We start from the raw sequence: 22,332 nt of genomic DNA, 5'->3' as shown, positions 1-22,332 counted from the left end.
CTAGCCATGGCAACGGAATTGGGCCCGACGCCGGTCAAGGGACCGGCGTCGGGCGGTACCGAGCTTCATCACGCGCCCAAGGGCGTCGGCGAGGACAACAGGCTCAAGAGCCAGGGCAAATGGGCATCGTGGCTGCTGGCCCCCACCATCATTGCGCTAGGTATTGTGATCGTTTACCCGATCATCAGCGCCATCGTGATGTCACTCCAAAAGGACGCTGGGCTGGACCCGGTGACCGGGCTGTTCACCGAGGGTGGCAGCGCGGGACTGCAGAATTACGTCAACTGGCTTGCCCAGCAGTGTGCTGCCCCCGGCGGCACGGTGGCCTGTCCTCCCGGCACGCTGGGTGCGCAGTTCTGGAACGCCACCACCACCACCTTCTTCTTTACGGTGGTGACAGTAACGTTCGAAACCGTGCTCGGCTTCTGGATGGCCATGATCATGGCGCGCACCTTCAGGGGACGCAGCTTGGTCCGCGCAGCGGTGCTGGTCCCGTGGGCCATCCCCACGGCCGTCACCGCCCAGCTCTGGCTCTTCATCTTCGATTTCGAAGGTATCGCCAACAAAATGTTCAATGCCTCCATCCTCTGGACGGGCAGTGAATGGCCGGCCAAATGGGCGGTCATCATCGCGGATACCTGGAAGACCACGCCGTTTATGGCGCTGCTCATCCTCGCCGGACTTCAGATGATTCCCGCTGAGGTCTACGAAGCGGCCAAGGTGGACGGGGCCAGTGCCTGGCAGCGGTTCCGGATGATCACACTGCCGCTCGTCAAGCCGGCCCTGATGGTTGCCATCCTGTTCCGTACGCTGGATGCGCTTCGCATGTTCGACCTGCCGTACATTCTCACCGAAGGCGCCAATAACACCACCACGCTGTCCATTCTGGTGATCAATCAGATCAGGCAAGGGTTCAACGCTGCGGCGGCGCTGTCGACTATCACCTTTATCATCATCTTCTTGGTCGCTTTCATCTTCGTCCGGTTCCTCGGTGCGAATGTTGTTGAGCAAAGCGGCGCCGGCAGTAAGGGGAAGAAATGACAACGTCAACAGCAGCAACTGAGCTGCGTGCACGGCAGGACAAGGGGCGGAAAGCGTCGCAAAACCGTGAGAAGTGGGCGCAGGGCCGCACGTACATCAGCGCGGCAGTCATCCTGATCTGGTGCCTCGCTCCGGCGTACTGGATGGTAGTGACGGCGTTTCGCGAGGTGGGCTTCACCTACGACACTTCGCTCTTGCCGACGCATGTCACGCTGGATAACTTCGTCACGGCCTTCGACACCTCGTTCGGCAACAGGTTCGGCCAAGCGCTCTTGAACAGTATTTTCATCGGCGTTGTTGTTACGGCTGTTTCCCTGCTGATTGGCGTGTTTGCGGCCTATGCGCTGGCGCGACTCAATTTCCGGTTCAAGTTCCTGGTGCTGGGCTTCATTCTGGGAGCATCCATGTTCCCGGGCGTCGCCCTGATCACCCCGCTGTTCCAGCTCTTCACCAACATCGGCTGGATGGGGACGTACCAGGCCCTGATCATCCCCAGCATTTCGTTCGTACTTCCGCTGACCGTTTACACTTTGACGTCGTTCTTCCGCGAAATGCCGTGGGAACTCGAGGAGTCCGCACGCGTGGATGGCTGCACGCAGGGCCAGGCCTTCCGGAAGGTCATCATGCCGCTCGCTGCCCCGGCCATCTTCACTACGGCAATCCTGGCCTTCATTTCGTCCTGGAATGAGTTCCTGATTGCCAGCCAGCTGTCCAGTGACGCCACCCAGCCGGTGACGGTCGCTATCGCAAACTTTGCCGGGGCACAACCCCAGCAAATTCCGTACACGGCGATCATGGCAGCCGGAACCATCGTCACCATTCCCCTGGTGATTCTGGTGCTGGTCTTCCAGCGCAAGATTGTAGCCGGCCTGACGGCCGGCGCGGTTAAGTGACGAAGGGCGCTTCCCGACCCCCGCAGTCCAAAGGGGCGGGAAATGAACGCCGGCTGGCGCGTTCGGGCGAGGATTTTGACATCATCATCGGGTTCCTCGGCTTCTGGGCTGTGGTTCTGCTCGTGGTCACAGTATGGATGGAAGTGACAGGCCAGCCTGCGCTCTGGTGGGCCCTTGGCCTGCTGGCCATGCTCTTGGCGGTCTACGGGATGGTGCGGCTGCGCCGCCGGCTGCCGGACCGGAGGTAGCGCGCTCCCCAATGATCCAACCGCGAGTGGCCAGTCGGTGCGCAGGTAACACTGCGAAGCGGGGGCGGCTCAAAATACTATGGCGTGGAGGCATTGCTGGAAGTAAAGCGAATGCATGCAGGGAACGCGGAGGGGAAACGGTGGCACGGATGGCTGAGAGGTCCCAAAGGGGCGGCCACAGCGGCGTCAGCATTGAAGACGTGGCAGCAGCCGCCGGGGTGTCCACGGCCACAGTGTCCCGGGCCGTGCGCGGGTTGCCCAGGGTTTCGCCCGCCACCCGGGAGAAGATCCTCGAGGTGGCGGGGGCCCTGGGCTACGTCGCCTCCTCCTCAGCCTCCGGACTGGCCACCGGCCGCACCAAGACCATTGGCGTGCTGGCTCCGTTCGTGAGCCGCTGGTTCTTCTCCAAGGCCATTGAGGGCGCGGACCGCGAACTTCACGCCCGCCACTACAATCTTTCCCTCTTCAACCTGGGCGGACACGGCAGCAACCGGGAACGCCTGTTCAGCAAAACCATGGTCTACAAGCAGATTGACGCCCTGCTTGTCCTTTGTATGGCCCTCACCCAAGACGAGCTTGACCACCTCCAAAAGATTGATATCCCGCTGATCGTGGTAGGCGGCCATGTGGAGGAGTGCGCGTACATCGGCATCGACGACTACGCCGCAGCGTCCACCGCCGTACGGCACCTGATCGACCTCGGCCACCGGGACATTGCCCTCCTGCACGGCGACGACGAAACGGACCTTAATTTCGACGTCCCCCGCGTGCGGATCCTGGCTTTCAAGGACGTTATGGCAGGAGCGGGGCTGCCCACCCGCCCCGAGTGGGACGAATGGGGCGATTTCACGGTCCTCAGCGGCCAAGAGGCGTTCCGGCGCCTCTGGGCCCAGCCCGGCCCGAAGCCGACCGCCATCTTTTGCGCCTCCGACGAAATGGCCATGGGCGTCATCTTCGAAGCAGCACGCGTAGGCGTGCGGGTCCCTGAGGACCTCTCGGTGGTGGGGATCGATGACCACGATTTCGCCGACGCGATGGGCCTGACCACCGTGGGACAACGGCCCGACGAACAGGCCGAGCTGGCTACCAAGATGCTCATCGACGAACTGGACGGCACGGTCGGGGCGGTCCGGTCCGCCGTCGCGCCCCACCAGCTCATCATCAGGCGTACGACGGCGCCGCCTCCTTCCTGAGGAGGCGCGGCGTGGCATCCGGCCAGGATGCCGCGGCCAGGACGCCGGGTTCAGGAAGCCGCAGTCGCGAAGCCGTGTCTAGGAAGAAGCCGTGTCCAGGAAAAGCGGTCAGGACGCGCGGGCGAGCTGCCGGATGGGAATCCAGCGGGAAGCCAGCCTGCGGTAGGCCGCCGCGGCGCCTGTCATGTCGCCCTCTGCCAGGCATTCGATGCCCAGCCGGATGTCCATGGGCGACTCGTCCGGGTACACCTTGTCCGCCACGGCGCCGTAGTCGAGTTCCACCATGGAATTGACGTGGAACAGCTCCAGCCATTCGGTCAGCTGCGCGAGGTCGTCCAGCATGTCCAGGTCCGGTGCCGCCAGCGCCAGGTGGGCCACGGCGTACCGTGCCCGCTCCATGGCTTCGGTGATGGGAGCCCACACCCTGACGGTGAGGATGCGCCCGCCCGATTCCACGACGTCCTTGTGGTCGCCTTCCATAAACAGCGAGAACCAGCTGAAGGGGATGCCCCACGTGGAGGCGCGGGTATGCACACGGATGGCGCCGTCACGGGCTTTGACCTGGTCAATGCGTTCCTGGTGTTTGTCCCGCTGCTCTTCCGGAATCAGCATTTCGGCCAGCGGGCCGTGGATGCCTTCCATGAGGGCATTGGCGGCGAGGCCGGCGCGCAGGACCAGCTGGCTGGGGCAGTACAGCAGGACGCGCCCGGACCCAGCGTCACGCCCACTGTCGCCCCCGGCGTCAGGCCCAAGGCCGGAACCGGCGCCTATCCCGGTACCCAAGCCTGACTCGGCACCCAAGCCAGCCTTGGCATCCGGGCCGGCAGCGCCACCCGGGCCGGCGGCAGCACCGGCGTCGGACGTTCCTGGCTGCGGGGTCCGCCCGGGGGGTACACCGGGAATGCTGGTGACGCGGACCAGATCCGTCCGCCCGGTGGGGAAGGGGTCCCCGCCGGAGCGGGTGATCCGGCCCAGCGAGGCCAGCAGTTCGGCGTTTTCGACGGCGGCCCGGGAGGCTGTGCGGGCACCGGCGGTCCGGATGGCCTCCCGCTGTCCTTCCGGGAAGGCTTCCAGCGGTTCGTAGACGCGCAGGGTGGAGGAGAACGGCAGCCCGGCCTGGCCCCGGTAGAGGTTTCCCGTCATCACGCGCTCCCTTCCTGGGCCCCGGCTGCAGCCATCAGTCCGCCAGTTCCACCAGAACGGGGGCGTGGTCCGAGGCGCCCTTGCCCTTGCGTTCCTCGCGGTCGATCGACGCGCCCGTGACGCGGGCCGCCAACGCGGGGGAGCCAAGGACAAAGTCAATGCGCATCCCCTCCTTTTTGGGGAAGCGCAGCTGGGTGTAATCCCAGTACGTGTAGACGCCAGGACCGGGCGTGTACTCGCGTGCCACGTCCTTGAATCCGGCCTCTTCGAAAGCGTGGAAGGCCGCGCGTTCCGGCGGGCTGACATGGGTGTACCTGTTATTGACGAAAAGGTCGATGTCCCAGACGTCGTCGTCGAACGGCGCAATGTTCCAGTCACCCATGAGGGCTACCTGAGCTGTCGGGTCGGCGGTCACCAGGCCCTGGGCGTGGGTCTTCAGGGATTCAAGCCACTTGATCTTGTACGGCATGTGTTCGTCGTCCAGGGAGCGGCCGTTGGGCACGTAGAGGCTCCAGACCCGGACGCCGCCGCAGGTCGCGGCCATGGCGCGGGCTTCCTGGACGGGGTCCTTGCCTTCTTTCCCGAACGGAGGCTGGTCCAGGAAGGTGCGCTCGACGTCTTCCAGGCCTACCCGGGACGCGATGGCCACGCCGTTCCACTGGTTCACACCGAAGTGGGCCACCTCATAGCCCATGCGTTCGAACAGTTCCCAGGGGAAGTTTTCGTCCTTGCATTTGGTCTCCTGGATGGCCAGGACGTCGCAATCGCTGCGCTGCAGCCAGGCCTCCACACGGTCGGCGCGGGCACGGAGGGAGTTCACATTCCAGGTAGCAATCTTCACAGTCCCTAACTTACCGAACTTGTTGCCCGGAGGCGTTGCCGTGGCTGGAACGTGCCTGCGAAGACGGGGCACTATGGCGCGGACACGCCGTCGAATCGCGTTTTGAGGGTCCAGATCGACGTCAAAGTGGCCCGGGACGGTGTGCCGCAACAAATGCCGACGACGGCGGCAGCGTGTGCCACGAGGGTTTTTGGGGCAGTCTGGAATTTAGTAGGAAGTCCGAGTATATTCGCTTGCAGAGATGACCTGGATCACATGCGAAGGAGCTTTGCATCATGGTGCGAGAACTATCCCATTACGTAGACGGCCAGCGGGTGACGGGGACCTCCGGCCGCTTCAGTGACGTTTTTGACCCCTGCACGGGCCAAGTCCAGGCGCGCCTGCCCCTGGCCAGCGGGGAGGAGGTCCGGAACGTGGTGGCCGCCGCGGAGAAAGCGCAGGTCCAGTGGGGCGCCATGAACCCGCAGCGCCGCGGCCGGATCCTGCTTAAGTTTGTTGACCTCGTCAACGAGAACATGGACGAACTCGCCACGCTGCTGTCCTCCGAACACGGGAAGACCTTCGCCGATTCCAAGGGCGATATCCAGCGCGGCATTGAAGTGGTGGAGTTCGCGGCGGGCGCCCCCCACCTGCTCAAAGGCGAGTTCTCCGACGACGCCGGTGCGGGCATCGACGTCCACTCGCTGCGCCAGCCACTCGGCGTCGTCGCGGGAATCACCCCGTTCAACTTCCCAGCCATGATCCCCCTGTGGAAGTCCGGCCCGGCCCTCGCCGCCGGCAATGCCTTCATCCTCAAGCCCTCCGAACGTGACCCCTCGGTTCCGCTTCGCCTGGCCGAACTGTTCACGGAGGCCGGGTTGCCGGACGGTGTGTTCAACGTGGTCAACGGGGACAAGGAAGCCGTTGACGCGCTGCTGGAAGATCCCCGCGTGAAGGCCATCGGCTTTGTGGGTTCAACACCCATCGCCCAGTACATCTTCGCCACCGCGGCCGCCCACGGAAAGCGCGCCCAGTGCTTCGGCGGGGCCAAGAACCACATGGTGATCATGCCGGACGCGGACCTGGACATGGCCGCCGACGCCCTGATCGGCGCCGGGTTCGGCTCCGCCGGCGAGCGCTGTATGGCCATTTCCGTGGCCGTCCCGGTGGGGGAGAAGACCGCGGACGCGCTGGTAGCCAAGCTGACCGAGCGCGTCAAGCACCTCAGGGTGGGCCACAGCCTGGACAAGGACTCGGACTTCGGGCCCGTGGTGGCGGCGAGTGCCAAGGAACGGATCGAGGGCTACATCCAGTCCGGCGTGGACGAGGGTGCCACCCTGCTGGCCGACGGGCGCGGCCTCACGGTGGAAGGCTATGACGACGGCTTCTGGGTGGGCCCCACGCTCTTCGACCACGTCACCAAGGACATGAAGATCTACCAGGAGGAAATCTTCGGACCCGTCCTCAGCGTGCTCCGCGCCGCCGATTACGACGAAGCCCTCCGGCTGTGCTCCGAGCACGAGTTCGGCAACGGCGTGGCCATCTTCACCCGCGACGGCGACGCCGCCCGGGACTTTGCCAGCCGGGTGGAAGTGGGCATGGTGGGCATCAATGTGCCCATTCCGGTACCCATCGCCTATTACACATTTGGCGGCTGGAAGGCGTCCGGCTTCGGCGACCTGAACCAGCACGGCGCAGACGCGTTCCGTTTCTACACCAAGACCAAAACGGTCACCACGCGCTGGCCGTCCGGGATCCGCCAGGGCGCCAGCTTCATCATGCCGGAAGGCAGCTGATGGCGGACGTTCTGTTCGAGAAGCGCGGCCACCTGGGCATCATTACGCTCAACCGGCCCAAGGCCGTCAATGCCCTGAACGCCGGCATGGTGGACGCCATGCTGGAACAGCTCACCGCCTGGGCGGACGACGACGGAGTGGCCACCGTCCTGGTGCACGGCGCCGGAGAGCGTGGCCTCTGCGCCGGGGGCGACATTGTGGCGATCTACCGGGACATCCTCGGCGGGGGTACGGAAACGGCTGACTTCTGGCAGAACGAATACCGGCTGAACTCCCTCATCGCCGCCTACCCCAAGCCCTATGTGGCCTTTATGGACGGCCTCGTGCTGGGCGGCGGCGTGGGAATCTCCGCACACGGCTCGGTGCGGGTGGTCACCGAACGGACCCGGACGGGAATGCCGGAGACCACCATCGGGTTTGTGCCCGACGTCGGCGGGACCTGGCTGCTGGCGAGGTCACCTGGAGAGACCGGCACCCATGCCGCGCTGACCGGAGCCCACCTGACCGGGGCGGATGCGGTGTTCCTGGGCCTCGCGGACCACTTTGTCCCGTCGGGGAACCTGCCGAAGCTGGCGGCCGCGCTCGAACACGAAAGTGCGGAAGCCGCCGTCGTCCGCTTTGCCCAGGACCCGCCGCCCTCCGGGCTGGAGGAGCAGCGCGGCTGGATCGATGCCGCCTACGCCAGTGATGACGCGGAGGACATTGTGCGGCGGCTGCGGACGCTGGATGAGGCCTCGGGCGGCGCGTTGGGCGGGGAGCCTGCGGCCGAAGCGGCCGAGGCCGCCGACACTATCGAAGCGAAGTCGCCTACGGCTGTGAAGGTGACCCTGGAGTCCCTCCGCCGGGCCAAGGGACTGACGTTGGACGAGGCGCTGGCGCAGGAATACCGCGTGGGGCTTCGGTTCCTGGTTGCGCCCGACTTCCGCGAAGGGATCCGCGCGCAGGTGGTGGACAAGGACCGCATTCCGCAATGGAAGCCGGCCACGCTGCACGAGGTGCACGCGTCGGACATGGAACGGTTCTTCGCGCCGCTGGGGGACCGGGAGCTCAACCTGCACACAAAGGAGCCGGACAATGCCTGAACAAACCATCGTCGCTTTCCTGGGCCTGGGCCACATGGGCGGGCCCATGGCAGTGAACCTGGTCCGCGCCGGCTACACCGTGGCGGGCTTCGACGTGGTCCCCGCTGCGCTGGACGCGGCCCAAACGCACGGTGTCCCCACTGCGGCCAGTCCGCTGGACGCCATCGCCGGTGCCGACGTGGTGCTGACAATGTTCCCCAGCGGCCAGCACGTGCTGGACGCCTACCGCGGCGCGGAGGGACAGCCGGGCCTGCTGGCCGAGGCCAAGCCGGGGACCATGTTCCTGGACTGCTCCACCATCAACGTTGACGAGGCACGCGAAGCCTCCGCGCTCGCCATTGCGGCCGGCCACCGTGCCGTGGATGCCCCGGTCTCGGGCGGTGTGGTGGGTGCGGAAGCCGGCACGCTGACCTTTATGGTGGGCGGCGAGACGGAGGACTTCGAGGCGGTCCGGCCGCTGCTCGAGGTGATGGGCAAGCGCGTGGTCCACTGCGGCGGGCACGGCGGCGGCCAGGCCGCCAAGATCTGCAACAACCTCATCCTGGGGGTCTCCATGATCGCGGTCAGCGAAGCCTTTGTGCTGGGTGAGAAGCTGGGCCTGACGCACCAGGCGCTGTTCGACGTCGCCTCCAACGCCTCCGGACAATGCTGGGCCTTGACCACCAACTGCCCTGTTCCCGGACCGGTCCCCGCCAGCCCCGCCAACCGCGACTACCAGCCGGGCTTCGCGGGGGCGCTGATGGCGAAGGACCTGCGGCTGGCGCTGAATGCGCTGGAAAGTACCGGGGTGGCGGCCCGGCTGGGACCGCTCGCCTCGGAAATCTACGATACGTTTGCCGCTGAAGGCGGAGCCGGCCGGGACTTCTCCGGAATCATCACCGATATCCGCGACAAATCGCAGCACTAGCACCATCTGCAGCACTGGCAACCCTGCAGCACCAGCAACACGCGAAAACAGCTGAAAGGTCAGGCATGACGGAGTACACGAACATCCTGGTGGAACAGCGCGGCCGGGTAGGGCTGGTCACGCTCAACCGGCCGGAGGCGCTCAACGCCCTGGACAAGGCCACCATGGACCAGCTCGTGGCAGCCGTCACCGCCATGGACACCGACCCCGGCGTGGGCGCGGTGGTGATCACCGGCTCGACCAAGGCGTTCGCCGCGGGTGCCGACATCAAGGAAATGGCCTCGCAGGGCTACATGGACATGTACGCCGCAGACTGGTTCCGGGGCTGGGAGGACTTCACCCGGCTGCGGATCCCTGTCATCGCTGCCGTGTCCGGCTTCGCCCTGGGCGGCGGCTGCGAGCTGGCCATGATGTGCGATTTCATCATCGCCGGGGACAACGCCAAGTTCGGCCAGCCGGAGATCAACCTCGGCGTACTGCCGGGCATGGGCGGTTCGCAGCGGCTCACGCGCGCCGTGGGCAAAGCCAAGGCCATGGACATGATCCTCACCGGGCGCTTCATCGGCGCCGAGGAGGCTGAACGCTCGGGCCTAGTCTCGCGCGTGGTGCCGGCGGAGAATGTGGTGGAGGAGGCGCTGAAGGCCGCGGAGGTCATCGCGTCCAAGTCCAAGCCCGTGGCCATGCTCGCGAAGGAAGCCGTCAACGCGGCCTTTGAAACCGGGCTCGCCCAGGGTGTCCTGTTCGAACGCCGGATCTTCCACTCTCTTTTCGCCAGCGAGGACCAGAAGGAAGGCATGGCCGCCTTTACGGAAAAACGGCAGCCCGAGTTCACCCACCGCTGACCGGCAATTACCGGGCAACCAATTACCGGGCAACCGATAGGGCTTCCCGGTGGGCCGCGACGTCTGCGGCCAGTTCCTCGGCCATCAGATGGTTGTTGATCACGACGGCGGTCCACGCACCAGCCGCCGCCGACGCCAGGACCTGCGCACGCATGTCCGTCACGTTGCCCGCCGCCCACACCCCCGGGACCGCGGTGGCGCCGTCGGCATCGGTCTCCAGGAAGTCCCCGATCCCCATTGGATGGGGTGCCGGCTCGAGGCCAAGCCCGGCGAAGGCGCCCAGCCGTGCGCGCACCTGGGGTCCCACCACTACCGCGTCCACGGCGATCTCGGGTCCGCCGGCCAAGGCGACACCGCGCAGGACGTCCTGCTCCACGCGCAATGATTCAACGGCGCCCGCCACCACCCTGATGCCCCGGGCGGCCAACTGCTCCAGCTCGTCGTCGGTGGGCAGGGTCAGGTCGTTCAGGAACAGGGTGATGTTGCCGCTCCACTGGCGGAAGAGCAGGGCCTGGTGCACGGACCAAGGCCCGTTGCCCAGAATGCCGATGGCCTGATCCTGCACCTCCCAGCCGTGGCAGAACGGGCAGTGCAGCACATCCCTGCCCCAGCGCTCGCGGAGCCCGGCAATCCCCGGCAATTCGTCCACCAGCCCGGTGGTGATCAGCAGGCGGCGCCCGCGGATCACGCTGCCGTCCGCCAGGGTCACGGAAAACCCGTCGGCCGCATTGCCCGCAGCAGCAACGGCCTCGCCCTCCACTATCCGTGCGCCGTAGTGCTCGGCTTCGGCACGTCCGATCCTCAGGAGTTCGGCGGGGCTGACACCATCGCGGGACAGGAATCCGTGGACCCCCTGGGCGGGGGCGTTGCGGGGTTCGCCGCTATCAACCACCACAACGGAGCGGCGCGACCGGCCCAACATTTGTGCGGCGCTCAGGCCGGCGGCCCCTCCACCGATGATCAGGACGTCGTACGTGTTGTCATTGTCTGTTCTCATGACTCCATGGTCCGAGGCACCTGCACGGGTTGGCAAGGAAAGTTGCTGGAATGGCAAACTGGGCACATGGATGAAGAATTCGACGACGTGCTGGCGGCGGTGGGGCCCCGGCTCAGGGCCCTGCGCCTCAACAGCAACACCACCCTGGCGGCCCTGGCCGAGGCCACCGGGATTTCGGTCAGCACACTTTCACGGCTGGAATCCGGTCAGCGCCGCCCCAACCTGGAGCTGCTGCTGCCGCTGGCCAAAGCGCACCGGGTCCCGCTGGACGAACTCGTTGGGGCTCCCGCCACGGGCGATCCCCGCCTGCACCTGCGCCCCATGGTCCGGCACGGCATGACCATCATCCCGCTGACGAGACGGCCCGGCGGGATCCAGGCCTACAAGCACATCCTGCCGGCCGGCACGCCGGACCAGCCGGACCCCCAAGTCCATGAGGGGTACGAATGGTTGTATGTGCTCAACGGCAAACTCAGGATGGTCCTGGGCGGTCAGGACCTGGTGATGGGGCCCGGCGAAGCAGCTGAATTCGATACCCGGGTACCCCACTGGTTCGGCCGCGCGGACACCGAAGCCGTGGAGTTCCTGAGCCTCTTTGGAACCCAGGGCGAACGCATGCACGTCAGAGCCAAACCGCGCTCCTAGACCCGTAAGGCCGCCAAGCGCCAAGAGACGTGCTTAGTCCGCAAAGTCCCCGGCATTCCGGCGGAACGTGCCCAGGATACGGATCAGCTGGTCCACGTCGGCCGCGTCGAAACCTGACTGGCCAAAAACCTCGGTGTTGAGCACCGCCGTCGCCCGTTTGGCAACGATCCGCCCCTCCGTGGTGAGCTCGATCAGGGTGGTGCGGCCGTCCGTGGGATGCGGCGAGCGTGTCACCAGTCCCGAGCCTTCCAAACGGTCGACGGCGTTCGTCACCGAGGTGGGATGGACCTGGAGCAGGGCGCTCGCCTTGTTCATGGGCAGCGCGCCGCTGCGGGCGAAGCTGAGGAGCGCGAGCAGTTCGTAGCGGGCGAAGGTCAGCCCGAACGGCTTCAGGGCGCCCTCGATCCGGGCCAGCAGGATCTGCTGCGTGCGCATGATCGCCGTGATCGCGGCCATCGGAGCGGCGACGTCGGCCCAGCCGTGCTCCTCCCAGTTCCGTTGGGCGTCCGCGATGGGGTCCCGGGGCAGTGGCGCGGCCATCCTCAGCCCTTCAGCCCCGGGAAATCGGCCTCGGAGTACTCCACTCCGAGGCCGTCGGGATGGGTGCCCCCGCCATGCCGGAGCTCCTCATTGTGCCGCAGCTCCACACGGCGGATTTTGCCCGAGATGGTCTTGGGCAGCGCCGCGAATTCCAGCCGCCGGATCCGCTTGAACGGCGCCAGGTGTTCGCGGCAGTACCGTAGGATGTCCTCGGCCAGCTCCGGCCCCGGCTCCAGTCCGGACACCAGCACAACGTAGGCCTTGGGGACGGAAAGCTTGACCGCATCCGGCGACGGAACCACAGCCGCCTCGGCCACGGCGGGGTGTTCCAGCAGCACGCTCTCCAGTTCGAATGGCGAGAGCCGGTAGTCGGAGGATTTGAAGACGTCGTCGTCGCGGCCCACGTAGGTGATGACGCCGTGTTTGTCCCGGCTGGCCATGTCGCCCGTGTGGTAATAGCCGCCGCGGAACGCCTCGGCGGTCCGTTCCGCGTCCCCGTAGTAGCCCTTCATCAGCCCCACCGGCCGGGGGTCCAGGCGGAGGCACAGCTCGCCGTCGTTGGCTTCTTCCCCCGTGTTGGGGTCCACCAGCACCACGTCATAGCCGGGAAGCGGCCGCCCCATGGCGCCGATGGTGACCGGCTGGCTGGGCGTGTTGGCCACCTGGACGGTGGTTTCGGTCTGGCCGAAGCCGTCCCTGATGGTCTGGCCCCAGGCGCGCTGGACCTGTTCGATCACTTCGGCGTTTAGCGGTTCGCCCGCGGAGACCACCTTGGTGGGCGGGGTCTTCAGCACTTTCAGGTCCGCCTGGATGAGCATCCGCCAGACCGTCGGCGGGGCGCAGAAGCTGGTGACGTGCTCGCGGTCCATCTGCTCCATCAGGGCACGGGCGTCGAACCGTTCGTAGTTGTAGACAAATACGCACGCCTCGGCGATCCACGGGGCGAAGAAATTGGACCATGCGTGCTTGCCCCAGCCCGGTGAGGCCACGTTCAGGTGCACGTCGCCGGGTTCCAGGCCGATCCAGTACATCGTGGAGAGGTGCCCCACCGGGTACGACGTATGGGTGTGCTCCACCAGCTTGGCCTTCGACGTGGTTCCGGAGGTGAAATACAGCAGCAGCATCTCGTCCGCGTGGGTGGGGGCGTCGGCTGTGAAGGGGACTGTCGCCGTCGTCGAATCCGTGTACTGGAGGGCGCCGGGGGTGCCGGCTGAAACGCCGCCGGCGCCGATTTCGATCAGGCGGTAATCGCCGGGGACGCCGGCAAACTTACCGATGTTGGAACGTCCGACGGCGGCCCAGCCCGCCTCGCCGCGCTCCACGCGTTCGGCCAGGTCCTCCGGACCCATCAGGGTAGTGGTGGGGATCAGGACGATGCCCAGCTTGATGCCGGCCAGCATCAGCTCCCAGAGCTCCACCTGGTTGCCCAGCATAACGATCATGCGGTCCCCGCGGCGCATGCCATGGCTTCTCAGCCAGTTGGCCACCTGGTTGGAACGGGCGGCCAGGTCCGCGAAACTCCGGCGCATGGCCGATCCGTCCTGCTCCACGATGACCAGGGCCGGATTGTCGGCCTTCTCGGGATCGGCGGCGATCTGATCGAACCAGTCGAGGGCAAAATTGAATTCCGTGAAGCGCGGCCACACGAACTCGCGCCTGGCCTGGTGGTAGTCGGAATGCAGGGTCAGCAGGCGGTCGCGTGCCTCGCGGAAGTCATCGGTGACTGACATGGGGGACACCTTTCGTCCAGTGATGCGCATCACTAAGAATCCATCCCTGTGCAATATACTAGGACATCCAAGGGTTTGGAAGACCGAAGGGATATGAAGCGTGCAGCCACAAGGACGTGAGCGTGTTGTGACCGAAGCCCCGCCCTTTCCAGAGGCAGACCTGATGCACATCGTGGACCTCCTGCCCGCAGCGGAGCGCGAGCGCTACCTGGAGATCCGGGCGTTCCTGCAGTCCACGGTGCGGCAGGCATCCATTGACTACTGGAACCGCGAGGAATTCCCGTTCGGGCTGCTGGCGGAGATGGGCAAGCACGGGCTTGGTACGTTGCAGACGGACGGCACGTCCAAGCTCTTCAAGGGCCTGATGTACGTCGAAGTGGCCAGGGCGGACGTTTCGCTGTCGGCACTCGTGGGGATTCACAACGAACTGATCGTGGGGATGATCGACGCCCTCGGTTCCGAGGAACAGAAGCAGCGGTGGCTGCCTGGCCTGAAGAACTTTACCCAGCTGGGCGCCTTCGCCCTGACCGAACCGGAGCACGGCTCGGACATCGCCGGCGGGCTGGAAACATCCGCGCGGCTGGAGGGCGGCGAGTGGGTGATCAACGGCGCGAAGCGCTGGATCGGCTCCGGGACCATCGCGGACTTTGCCCTGGTGTGGGCGCGCGACGCTGCGGACGGGCACATCAAGGGCTTCATTGTGGAGACGGACCGCGCTGGCTACCGGGCAACCAAGATTGCCAACAAGATCGGCCTGCGGATCATGCAGAACGCGGACATCGTGCTGGACAACGTCAGGATTCCGGCGTCCAACATGCTGCCGGGCGCTACGGACTTCTCCAAGGCCAACGACCTCCTGCGGGATTCGCGCGCCTGGGTTGGCTGGCAAGGTGCCGGGATCCAGCTGGCCGCGTTCGACGTCGCCCGTTCCTACTCCCTGGAACGCAGGCAGTTCGGCAAGGAACTGGCATGCTTCCAGCTGGTCCAGCAGCAACTGGCGGAGATCCTGGGCAACGCCTCCGCGTCACTGGCGTTGATGGCCCAGCTCGCCCGGATCCAGACGGACGGCAAGCTGGAGATGGCGCAGGCGGCCATGGCAAAGTCCACGTGCACCCGGCTGGCCCGCGCGTCGGTGGCGATGGGACGGTCGCTGCTGGGCGGCAACGGGATCAGCTCGGACTTTGAAATGGGCAAGCTGTTTGGTGATGCCGAAATCCTCTATACCTATGAGGGCAGCTACGAAATCAATTCGCTGATCGTTGGCCGGGCCGTTACCGGAAAATCGGCCTTCGTCTAGAAGTTCGCGGGCAACAAAACTTAAGAAAAAACTGCCCTGGCCATGCTTTGCAGCACGGTCAGGGCAGTTGATCAGAACCTTAGAGCGGGCGAATATTCTCTGCCTGCGGGCCCTTGGGGCCCTGGGTCACATCGAATTCGACTTTCTGGTTCTCATCCAGCGAGCGGTAGCCGCTGCTGGCGATTGCGGAATAGTGCGCGAAAACATCGGCGGATCCGTCGTCCGGAGCGATGAAACCAAAGCCCTTTTCAGCGTTGAACCATTTAACTGTGCCTGTTGCCATTGCTAACTTCCTTTGTAACCCTTTTCTGGTCCTGCTCGGACGGCAGGCAGACGCGGAGTCTGTAGTCCGCTGTCTCAAACCTAGGGGCTGCGCGGTGGGCGTGCAATAGCTGCAGTCATCAAGTGTCACGGCTGTTACAGAAGTGGTACCCGGGAATTGACCGCTGCGGGCTAGCGCATGCCCTCCCGGCGGATGGCCGTGGCGATCGCCGCGGCGCGGGTCTCCACCCCGAGCTTGGCGTAAATGTGCGCCAGATGGGTCTTGACGGTGGCCTCGGAGATGAAGAGCCGCTGGCCCAGTTCCCGGTTGCTGAGCCCCTCGGTCAGGAGGCTCAGCAGCTCCGCCTCCCGGGGCGTCAGGACCTCGTCGGGATTGCGCAGCTGCTGGAAGAGCCGGGAGGCCACGGGGGCGCTCATGACGCTCTTCCCTTGCACGGCACCGCGGATGGCGGCGAAGATTTCGTCCGGGGCGGCGTCCTTGAGGAGGTAGCCCATGGCGCCGGCGTCGACCGCCCGGACGATGTCCGCGTCGGAATCGTACGTGGTGAACACCAGGATGGCCTGCCGGCTGTTGCGCTGCCGCAGCTGCCTGATGGCCTCGATCCCGTCCATTCCGGCGCCCATGGCCAGGTCCATCACCACCACATCAGGGGAGTGGTGTTCCACCAGCCCCAGCGCTTCCTCGCCCGAGGCGGCCTCGGCCACCACGTCAAAGTCAGGCTGCGTACCCAGCAACGCCTTGAGTCCGCTCCGGACCACCAGGTGGTCGTCCACCAGGAGGACCGTGATGGTAGTCATGCGTCCTCCGGTGTCATCTGCTGGCCAGGTGGCGCTGAATGCACCGGGGCCGGCACCTGTGCGGCCACGATGGTCCCTTCGCCAGGGGAACTTTCCACCGAGAATACCCCGCCCAGCTGCTCCACCCGCTGGCGCATGGCCCGCAGCCCGTAGCCTCCGGCGTCCGACGGCGGTGCTGCCGCCGACGGGTCAAAGCCCGTCCCGTCGTCGTAGATGTCAAGGGTGACCGAGCCGGGAAGGAACCCCAGCGTCAGGGTGGTGCTGGTGGCGTTTGCGTGCTGCTGGATGTTCGCGGCCGCGCTCTGGACCACCCGCAGCAGGGCGTGCCGGACTTCCGCCGGGACGTCCCTCGGGTCGCCGGTGACCAGGAGCCGGGCGTGCGGGACGTACTGGGCGGCCGCCTGGTGCAGGGCTTCGGGAAGCGGCGATGCGTCGAGGCCCGGGGAGGCGAGCTCGTGGACCAGATTGCGCGTCTCGGAGAGGTTCCGGCGCAGCAGTTCCGTAGCCTGATTGAGCTCCTGGCGCGATGCCTGGCCTGGCCACGAACGGTCAGCGGCCTCCAGGAGCAGCAGGCTGCTGGCCAGGCCCTGCGTCACGGTGTCGTGGATCTCCCGCGATACGCGCTCGCGTTCGGCGATGGTGCCGGCCAGGCGCTCGCTGGCCGCCAGCTGCCCGTGTGCCAGCGATACCTCCGCATGGAGACGGCGCTGCTCCGCGGCGTCGTGCTCGATCCGGTCATAGATCAGCGTCAGCATCACGCCGACGGCGAGCGGCCCCAGCAGCATCGCGAGGTCTGTCCCGTCGCTGAGCCGGAACAGCCCAACGGCGGTGGCGGCCGCCGTCGCGCCTGCCGCCACGTAACCCACGGCGCCCTTAAAGGCTGTCCGGCACAGGAAGAGGATCGCAAAGGAACACCAGGCGAAGCTGGGTGCGGCGATGACCAGTGCTGCCCAGACGGCCACAAACACGAGCATCCAGACCGCCCATGGGCGTCTCTGCCGGGCCAGTACGGCGATGACGGCGTAGAGCGCGCACACCGTTCCAGCCAGGCCGAGGACCAGCAGGTTGTCCTGCAGGCTGTGCCGCATGGCATAGCGGACGGCCGAAGCGACGAGCAGGACAGCGAAGCCAAGGTGGACGGCGGTGTCGATCCGGCCGAACCGGCCAGGGGCGGCGGCCGGTCCACGAGGCTGGGCGCGTCCGGTGGTCAGCGAAGGTCCGTCGGTCAGGGTATTACGGGGAGTGGCTGGGGAGGGCATGGGGTCCGGTTCAGGTCAGGGGCGTTCTATCCCATGCTATTGCCCGCGCCGTTGCTGGTCTCTCCGCCTTTTGGCTGATGCTGCTGGCCTTCCGGGTGAGCGGGGCGCAGCCAAAGGCCCGATGTTTGTTCCGGCGGGGCCGGACAGGATGGATGGAGCCGATGCCCGTTCCAATGGATTCCGCCAACGTGAGTCCATTGGAACGGGCATCCAGCAACGTGCGTCCATCAACCCAAGGAGAAACACCGTGAAGAAGTCCAACAAGATTGCCGCCGCCGCTGTTGCCGCAGGAGCTTTGCTGCTGACGGGAGGGCTGACGGCTGCAGCCAACGCCGGGACCAGCCAGGCGGCCGCTCCCGCCGCGGTACCCGCCGTCGATATCCCGCAGGCGCCGGAGACCGTGGTGGCGCAGAACCGCATCACCGCGGGTGCCTCGGCCGATGCGGTCCGGGCAGCCCTTGCGAAATGCCAGGCTGACAAGCTGCCGTTCGTCACGGTAGCCCTGGTGGACAGGTTCGGCACCGTCCAGGCGCTCCTGCGCGGGGACAACGCCGCCGAGCACACGATCGAAGCAGCCCAGCAGAAGGCCTACACCGCGGCCGCTTTCGGCGCACCGACGAGCGAGCTGGCCAAGCGCGTCAACGGCAACGGGCCCAGCATCGCGGACCTCCCCGGCACCCTGTTCCTGCCCGGCGGCGTCCCGCTCAAGGTCAATGGGGTGTCCGTGGCAGGCATCGGCGTGGGCGGTGCCCCCGACGGCAACCTGGACGAAGCCTGCGCCACCGCCGGCGCCGAGGCCATCGCCGCTGCAGCTGCCGGCTCAGGCAAGTAGGCTCGGCTCCATGAGGCGGTTCAGGACCTGGCGCCGGGCACGCAGGGCGGCGGGAATTCTCCTTCTGGCGGGCGGTGTATCAGCTTGCCTGGCCGCCTGCCAGGCGGGTCCCGGCGAGCCGCAACGGCAGGAGTCGCCGCCGTCGTCCGTCCTGGTCAGCCCCGGAATCCAGCCGCCGTCCGGACCGTCAGCTTCGCCGGGTACGTCCCCGCCTGCTTCCACCGCAACGGCAGCCACCAAACCACCAGCCCTGTCCGCCGAGGCCCAGACCCGGCTCGACCAGGAGCTTATCGCCGCCGCGAAGGCCAACAATGTGGCGCTGGTTGGTGAACTGATCGGCCGCGGCGCCAACGTGAACGCCAAGGACGCCATCCAGGATTCCGCGTTCCTCTATGCCGGGGCCGAGGGATTCAACGAGGTGCTCCAGCTGACGCTGGCGGCCGGCGCGAACGTTTCCAGCACCAACCGCTATGGCGGGACGGCACTGATTCCCGCCAGCGAACACGGCCATGTGGAGACCGTCCGCATCCTCCTGGCCGCTGGAGTGCCCGTGAACCATGTGAACAACCTGGGGTGGACCGCCATGCAGGAGGCCATCCTGCTCAACAACGGCGGCCCCAGGCAGCAGGACGTGGTCCGGCAGCTCCTCGACGCCGGTGCGGACCCGGGCATCCGGGATCCTCAAGGCCGCACGGCGCTGGAGAATGCGGAGCGGCTGGGCTTCGGCGACGTCGCTGCCCTGATCCGTGCCCGCTGACCCAGGGCTAAAGCACGTCCTCGAACAACTCCACGTATTTCCGCGTCATCGCCTCCGCGCTGAATCGGGTTTCGACGGCGGACCGGCAGTCATGCCGGTCCAGGCCGGACGCACGCTGCAGGCAGTTGGCCAGTGCATCGGTACTCGCGGCGAGGAAACCGGTGACTCCGTGCTCGATGATTTCCGGTGCAGAGCCCCGCGGAGTGGCCAGAACGGGGGTGCCGGCGGCCAGCGCCTCGATCATGACCATTCCAAAGGGTTCGTCCCACTGCACAGGGTTGAGCAGCGCGACGGCATTGCCCAGCAGGGCGAACTTTCCGTCGGCGTCCAGTTCTCCGAGGAACTCTTCATCAGGCCCGAGCAAGGGAGCGACCACGGAGCGGAAATAATCCACTTCCATCGGGTCGCTCATTTTTGCGGCGATTTTGAGCTGGATGCCCGCTCTGCGGGCCACCGCTATGGCCTCAGCGATGCCTTTGCACGGCGCCATTCGGCCGAGAAAACACGCGTAGCCGCCGGCTCCGGTACCGGGTGGAACAGCGGCTGGATCGATGCCGTGGTGGATGACCCGTCGGATTTTCACGTCCGGGGCGCTGTTGGCCTGGTGCTGCGAGATGGCCACCAGTGACACGTCCCGGCTGAAGGCTTCATATACCCGGCACAGCGCCGGCGTCATGTCCGAATGAATGGTGCTGACCACTGGAATCCCGGGTGGGCGGTGCCGGTACAACGGTCCCGCCAGGGTGTGGTCATGGATAATATCGACGTCGTCCAGTCCGGCGTAGGCCCTGATCACGTGCGGCAACTCTGAGCTTGTGCTGCCCATGGCGGCACGCTCCGCCGGGGCGAAGCCGCCGATCCGTTCGACCGGGCACGTGCTGTCCGCCGCCGCGGCAAGCACCACGCTGTGCCCGGCCGCCGCCAGCGTGGTGGCCAGCGTGTGGATGACCGCCTCCGTTCCGCCGTAGCCTAGGGGCGGGACGGGGAGCCATGGCGGAGCTATCAGTCCTATCCGCAAGATGCGCGCTCCTGCTCGGGGTTTAGCCTGTCTTGTCCAGCTTCTCGGCGAGCTCAACCAGATCGGCAAGGGGGGGACGTGTCCCGCGGTGGAACGTCATGCCCGGCGGGAGCCCGTCGATCGTGGCCTGGCTGCCGGTCACGTCGATGGTGATCCGGCCGTCACCTATGGGGCAGTTGGTGATGTGGACCCGGCCCCAGGACTCCGGCAGCACCGGGTCCATCCACATGCCGTTCATGGAGACGTGGGGGTCATACCGCAGCAGTGTGCGCAGCAGATGCACCGGGGTGGTGGCCGCCCAGGCCTGGGGCGAGCAAGCTGTCGGGTAAGGCACCGGTTCCGGGAAATCAGCACGGTCAAATCCGCAGAACAATTCAGGCAAGCGGTGGTCCGTGAAATCCGCCGCCTCAATAAGTCCGAGGGCAACCCGCCGGGCCTCGTCCACAAATCCGTACCTCATCAGGCCCGTAGCAATCATCGCGTTGTCATGCGGCCACACGGATCCGTTGTGGTAGCTCGCAGGGTTGTAGGCGCCCATATCCGTGGCCAGGGTGCGGATTCCCCAGCCGCTGAACATTTCCGGCGACATCAGCCGGGCCGCCACCAGGGGCGCCTTGTCGGCGTCGATTATCCCGTTCCACAGGCAGTGCCCCATGTTGGAGGCGCAGGCATCCACAGGTCTCTTGTCCCGGTCCAGTGCGATGGCGTAGTAGCCTTTGGCCGGCAGCCAGAACTGTTCGTTAAACTGCTTCTTAAGCCGCGCCGCGCGTTCCCGCAACTCCCGCGCCAAGGCCAAGTCCCCGGCGTCGTACGCCATCCACGCCCGGGCGATATACGCGCCGTAAACGTAACCCTGCACTTCGCAGAGGGCAATCGGCGGTTCTGCCATGCGGCCGTCCGCGAAATTTACGCCGTCCCAGGAATCCTTCCATCCCTGGTTGATCAGCCCCTGGTCGTTAAGTCGCTGATACTCCACAAAGCCGTCGCCGTCGCGGTCGCCGTAATCCCTGATCCAGTCCAGCGCCCTGTCCGCGTTGGGCAGCAGCGCGGCCACCTGGTCCGCGGCGAGGCCCCAGCGGCTGACTTCGCCGAGCAGTGTGACGAACAACGGCGTGGCATCCGCGGTGCCGTAGTAGGTGGATTTTCCGCCAAGTGCCAGACCCGTGCTGACGCCCAGCCGGACCTCATGGAGGATCCGGCCGGGCTGCTCTTCGGTCAGCGCGTCCACCGCGTTGCCCTGCCTTTCGGCCAGCGTATGCAGGGTGTCCAGGGCCAGCGACGGGTCCACGGGCAGCGCCATGTAGGACGAGAGAAGCGAATCGCGGCCGAACAGGGCCATGAACCATGGGGCACCCGCCGCAATGACGGTCCGGTCCGGATGCAGCGGGTCCTCGATCTGGAGGGCGCCGATGTCATCATGGCTGCGCTGCATGGTGCGGGCAAACGATACGTTGCTGATGTGCGGCGCGGGGATCTTCCGGATCCAGTCCTGGCGCCGTATTTCCGCAGGCGACGTGCCGGTTTCCTGGCGCTGGAAGGGTGCAGGCGTTTCGGCTGCATCCAGTAGAGGCGACACGGTGACCTTTGTGCGCCACTGGCCGTGGGGCGGCACCACGGTGCGGTAGCCCAGGCCTTCGTGACTGAAAGTCGCGCCGGGAGCCTGCAGGACAACCCCCTTATGCATTCCCCGCCAGACGCCCTTGATGGTGAGGGAGTCGTCTTCCGGGTGCCGGGACTGGTCCCAGTGCCGGATGATCCGGGCGTCCTTCACCTCAAAGAGGTCCGCGAAGTCCGCGTCCATCGCCAGTTCCACCACGCACACGGCAGGCTCGCGGGAATGGTTCCGGACGGTGATCTCCTCCTGGATGCCCGAGCCCACCTCGCGGTTTCGTTCCACGATCAAAGGGCTGTCCGCATGGCCGGCTGCCCGGGCCGGACGGCCGATGAATACGGCCCGGTAGGGTTCGAGGGCACGGGCGGCCAGCGGCTCCAACGTCACATCATTGACCGTCAGTCTCCAGCGGGAGACGATGCGGGTGTCCTCATTGAACACGCCGTGGGGGCGGTCGGAATACATGTCGCCGGCAAGACCGGAAATGCAGAAGTTCGAGCCATCCACAAGTGTCACCGTGGCCCCCAGGGGGCCAGCCGCGGTGTCAGCATTCCATCCAGCCATCCCTGGCTCCTTTGATGCTCATCCGGTAGGCAACGC

Annotated in this window: 22 protein-coding genes; 12 read left to right on the top strand and 10 right to left on the bottom strand. The window is 66.2% G+C overall.

Annotated elements, in window-relative coordinates:
* Nucleotides 1-6 precede the first annotated feature (6 nt).
* The 4 genes from MUN23_RS06220 (at nucleotide 7) to MUN23_RS06205 (ending at nucleotide 3,375) form a co-directional block, all read left to right on the top strand.
* On the top strand, nucleotides 7-1,041 hold the full coding sequence (locus tag MUN23_RS06220) for a carbohydrate ABC transporter permease (RefSeq protein ID WP_248763028.1): 1,035 nt from the start codon (nucleotides 7-9) through the stop codon (nucleotides 1,039-1,041).
* On the top strand, nucleotides 1,038-1,934 hold the full coding sequence (locus tag MUN23_RS06215; protein WP_248763027.1) for a carbohydrate ABC transporter permease: 897 nt from the start codon (nucleotides 1,038-1,040) through the stop codon (nucleotides 1,932-1,934). Before MUN23_RS06220 ends, MUN23_RS06215 begins: the two co-directional genes overlap by 4 nt.
* On the top strand, nucleotides 1,931-2,182 hold the full coding sequence (locus MUN23_RS06210) for a hypothetical protein (protein WP_248763026.1): 252 nt from the start codon (nucleotides 1,931-1,933) through the stop codon (nucleotides 2,180-2,182). Before MUN23_RS06215 ends, MUN23_RS06210 begins: the two co-directional genes overlap by 4 nt.
* Nucleotides 2,183-2,322: 140 nt before the next feature.
* On the top strand, nucleotides 2,323-3,375 hold the full coding sequence (locus MUN23_RS06205) for a LacI family DNA-binding transcriptional regulator (protein ID WP_248763025.1): 1,053 nt from the start codon (nucleotides 2,323-2,325) through the stop codon (nucleotides 3,373-3,375).
* A 108-nt stretch (nucleotides 3,376-3,483) separates the two neighbouring features.
* On the opposite strand, the gene MUN23_RS06200 is transcribed toward MUN23_RS06205, so the two are convergent.
* Both MUN23_RS06200 and MUN23_RS06195 read right to left on the bottom strand, forming a co-directional pair.
* Nucleotides 3,484-4,518, bottom strand: coding sequence for a hypothetical protein (locus MUN23_RS06200; protein ID WP_248763024.1), 1,035 nt, complete (start codon nucleotides 4,516-4,518; stop codon nucleotides 3,484-3,486).
* Nucleotides 4,519-4,552: 34 nt separating this feature from the next.
* A complete protein-coding gene (locus tag MUN23_RS06195; RefSeq protein ID WP_248763023.1) occupies nucleotides 4,553-5,359 on the bottom strand; it encodes an exodeoxyribonuclease III in 807 nt (268 codons plus the stop codon).
* Between the two features lie 275 nt (nucleotides 5,360-5,634).
* Between MUN23_RS06195 and MUN23_RS06190 the strand changes: the two genes are divergently transcribed.
* The 4 genes from MUN23_RS06190 (at nucleotide 5,635) to MUN23_RS06175 (ending at nucleotide 9,965) form a co-directional block, all read left to right on the top strand.
* The gene (locus tag MUN23_RS06190) at nucleotides 5,635-7,134 is read left to right on the top strand and encodes a CoA-acylating methylmalonate-semialdehyde dehydrogenase (protein WP_248763022.1); all 1,500 of its coding nucleotides are present in this window, start codon (nucleotides 5,635-5,637) and stop codon (nucleotides 7,132-7,134) included.
* Complete coding sequence (locus MUN23_RS06185; protein WP_248763021.1) at nucleotides 7,134-8,216, top strand: enoyl-CoA hydratase/isomerase family protein; 1,083 nt, start codon at nucleotides 7,134-7,136, stop codon at nucleotides 8,214-8,216. Before MUN23_RS06190 ends, MUN23_RS06185 begins: the two co-directional genes overlap by 1 nt.
* Nucleotides 8,209-9,123, top strand: a complete 915-nt coding sequence (gene mmsB / locus MUN23_RS06180; RefSeq protein ID WP_248763020.1) for a 3-hydroxyisobutyrate dehydrogenase — start codon at nucleotides 8,209-8,211, stop codon at nucleotides 9,121-9,123. Before MUN23_RS06185 ends, mmsB begins: the two co-directional genes overlap by 8 nt.
* A 65-nt stretch (nucleotides 9,124-9,188) precedes the next feature.
* Entirely contained in the window at nucleotides 9,189-9,965 is a 777-nt protein-coding gene (locus tag MUN23_RS06175) for an enoyl-CoA hydratase (RefSeq protein WP_248763019.1), read from the top strand.
* Nucleotides 9,966-9,987: 22 nt separating this feature from the next.
* Here MUN23_RS06175 and MUN23_RS06170 read toward each other — a convergent pair whose 3' ends face one another.
* Nucleotides 9,988-10,962 carry an NAD(P)/FAD-dependent oxidoreductase gene (locus tag MUN23_RS06170; protein WP_248763018.1) on the bottom strand — a complete coding sequence of 325 codons (975 nt, stop codon included), beginning with the start codon at nucleotides 10,960-10,962 and terminating at the stop codon, nucleotides 9,988-9,990.
* Nucleotides 10,963-11,028: 66 nt separating this feature from the next.
* Here MUN23_RS06170 and MUN23_RS06165 point away from each other — a divergent pair, with 66 nt between their 5' ends.
* Complete coding sequence (locus MUN23_RS06165; RefSeq protein WP_248763017.1) at nucleotides 11,029-11,607, top strand: helix-turn-helix domain-containing protein; 579 nt, start codon at nucleotides 11,029-11,031, stop codon at nucleotides 11,605-11,607.
* Nucleotides 11,608-11,640: 33 nt separating this feature from the next.
* Here MUN23_RS06165 and MUN23_RS06160 read toward each other — a convergent pair whose 3' ends face one another.
* Together MUN23_RS06160 and MUN23_RS06155 are read right to left on the bottom strand one after the other, a co-directional pair.
* Nucleotides 11,641-12,147 carry a MarR family winged helix-turn-helix transcriptional regulator gene (locus MUN23_RS06160; protein ID WP_248763016.1) on the bottom strand — a complete coding sequence of 169 codons (507 nt, stop codon included), beginning with the start codon at nucleotides 12,145-12,147 and terminating at the stop codon, nucleotides 11,641-11,643.
* Nucleotides 12,148-12,149: 2 nt separating this feature from the next.
* Nucleotides 12,150-13,877 (bottom strand): AMP-binding protein, encoded by a 1,728-nt coding sequence (locus MUN23_RS06155; protein WP_248763015.1) that lies wholly within the window; start codon nucleotides 13,875-13,877, stop codon nucleotides 12,150-12,152.
* A 163-nt stretch (nucleotides 13,878-14,040) separates the two neighbouring features.
* On the opposite strand from MUN23_RS06155, the gene MUN23_RS06150 reads away from it, so the two are divergent.
* Nucleotides 14,041-15,174 (top strand): acyl-CoA dehydrogenase family protein, encoded by a 1,134-nt coding sequence (locus MUN23_RS06150; RefSeq protein ID WP_248764008.1) that lies wholly within the window; start codon nucleotides 14,041-14,043, stop codon nucleotides 15,172-15,174.
* 79 nt (nucleotides 15,175-15,253) lie between these two features.
* Here MUN23_RS06150 and MUN23_RS06145 read toward each other — a convergent pair whose 3' ends face one another.
* The 3 genes from MUN23_RS06145 to MUN23_RS06135 form a co-directional block, all read right to left on the bottom strand.
* Nucleotides 15,254-15,457 (bottom strand): cold-shock protein, encoded by a 204-nt coding sequence (locus MUN23_RS06145; RefSeq protein WP_013599688.1) that lies wholly within the window; start codon nucleotides 15,455-15,457, stop codon nucleotides 15,254-15,256.
* 170 nt (nucleotides 15,458-15,627) lie between these two features.
* Nucleotides 15,628-16,254 carry a response regulator transcription factor gene (locus MUN23_RS06140; RefSeq protein WP_248763014.1) on the bottom strand — a complete coding sequence of 209 codons (627 nt, stop codon included), beginning with the start codon at nucleotides 16,252-16,254 and terminating at the stop codon, nucleotides 15,628-15,630.
* Entirely contained in the window at nucleotides 16,251-17,513 is a 1,263-nt protein-coding gene (locus MUN23_RS06135) for a sensor histidine kinase (RefSeq protein ID WP_248763013.1), read from the bottom strand. Before MUN23_RS06135 ends, MUN23_RS06140 begins: the two co-directional genes overlap by 4 nt.
* Nucleotides 17,514-17,760: 247 nt before the next feature.
* Here MUN23_RS06135 and MUN23_RS06130 point away from each other — a divergent pair, with 247 nt between their 5' ends.
* Nucleotides 17,761-18,345, top strand: coding sequence for a heme-binding protein (locus tag MUN23_RS06130; protein WP_248763012.1), 585 nt, complete (start codon nucleotides 17,761-17,763; stop codon nucleotides 18,343-18,345).
* Nucleotides 18,346-18,355: 10 nt separating this feature from the next.
* On the top strand, nucleotides 18,356-19,102 hold the full coding sequence (locus MUN23_RS06125) for an ankyrin repeat domain-containing protein (protein WP_248763011.1): 747 nt from the start codon (nucleotides 18,356-18,358) through the stop codon (nucleotides 19,100-19,102).
* A 7-nt stretch (nucleotides 19,103-19,109) separates the two neighbouring features.
* On the opposite strand, the gene MUN23_RS06120 is transcribed toward MUN23_RS06125, so the two are convergent.
* Entirely contained in the window at nucleotides 19,110-20,120 is a 1,011-nt protein-coding gene (locus tag MUN23_RS06120) for a glycosyltransferase family 4 protein (protein WP_248763010.1), read from the bottom strand.
* Nucleotides 20,121-20,142: 22 nt separating this feature from the next.
* Complete coding sequence (locus MUN23_RS06115; protein WP_248763009.1) at nucleotides 20,143-22,296, bottom strand: glycogen debranching N-terminal domain-containing protein; 2,154 nt, start codon at nucleotides 22,294-22,296, stop codon at nucleotides 20,143-20,145.
* Nucleotides 22,297-22,332 lie beyond the last annotated feature (36 nt).

The sequence above is a fragment of the Pseudarthrobacter sp. SSS035 genome (assembly GCF_023273875.1).
In the GTDB taxonomy this organism is placed as follows: domain Bacteria; phylum Actinomycetota; class Actinomycetes; order Actinomycetales; family Micrococcaceae; genus Arthrobacter.
The sequence above is the reverse complement of the archived record's forward strand: the minus strand, read 5'-3'. Positions and strand labels throughout refer to the sequence as shown.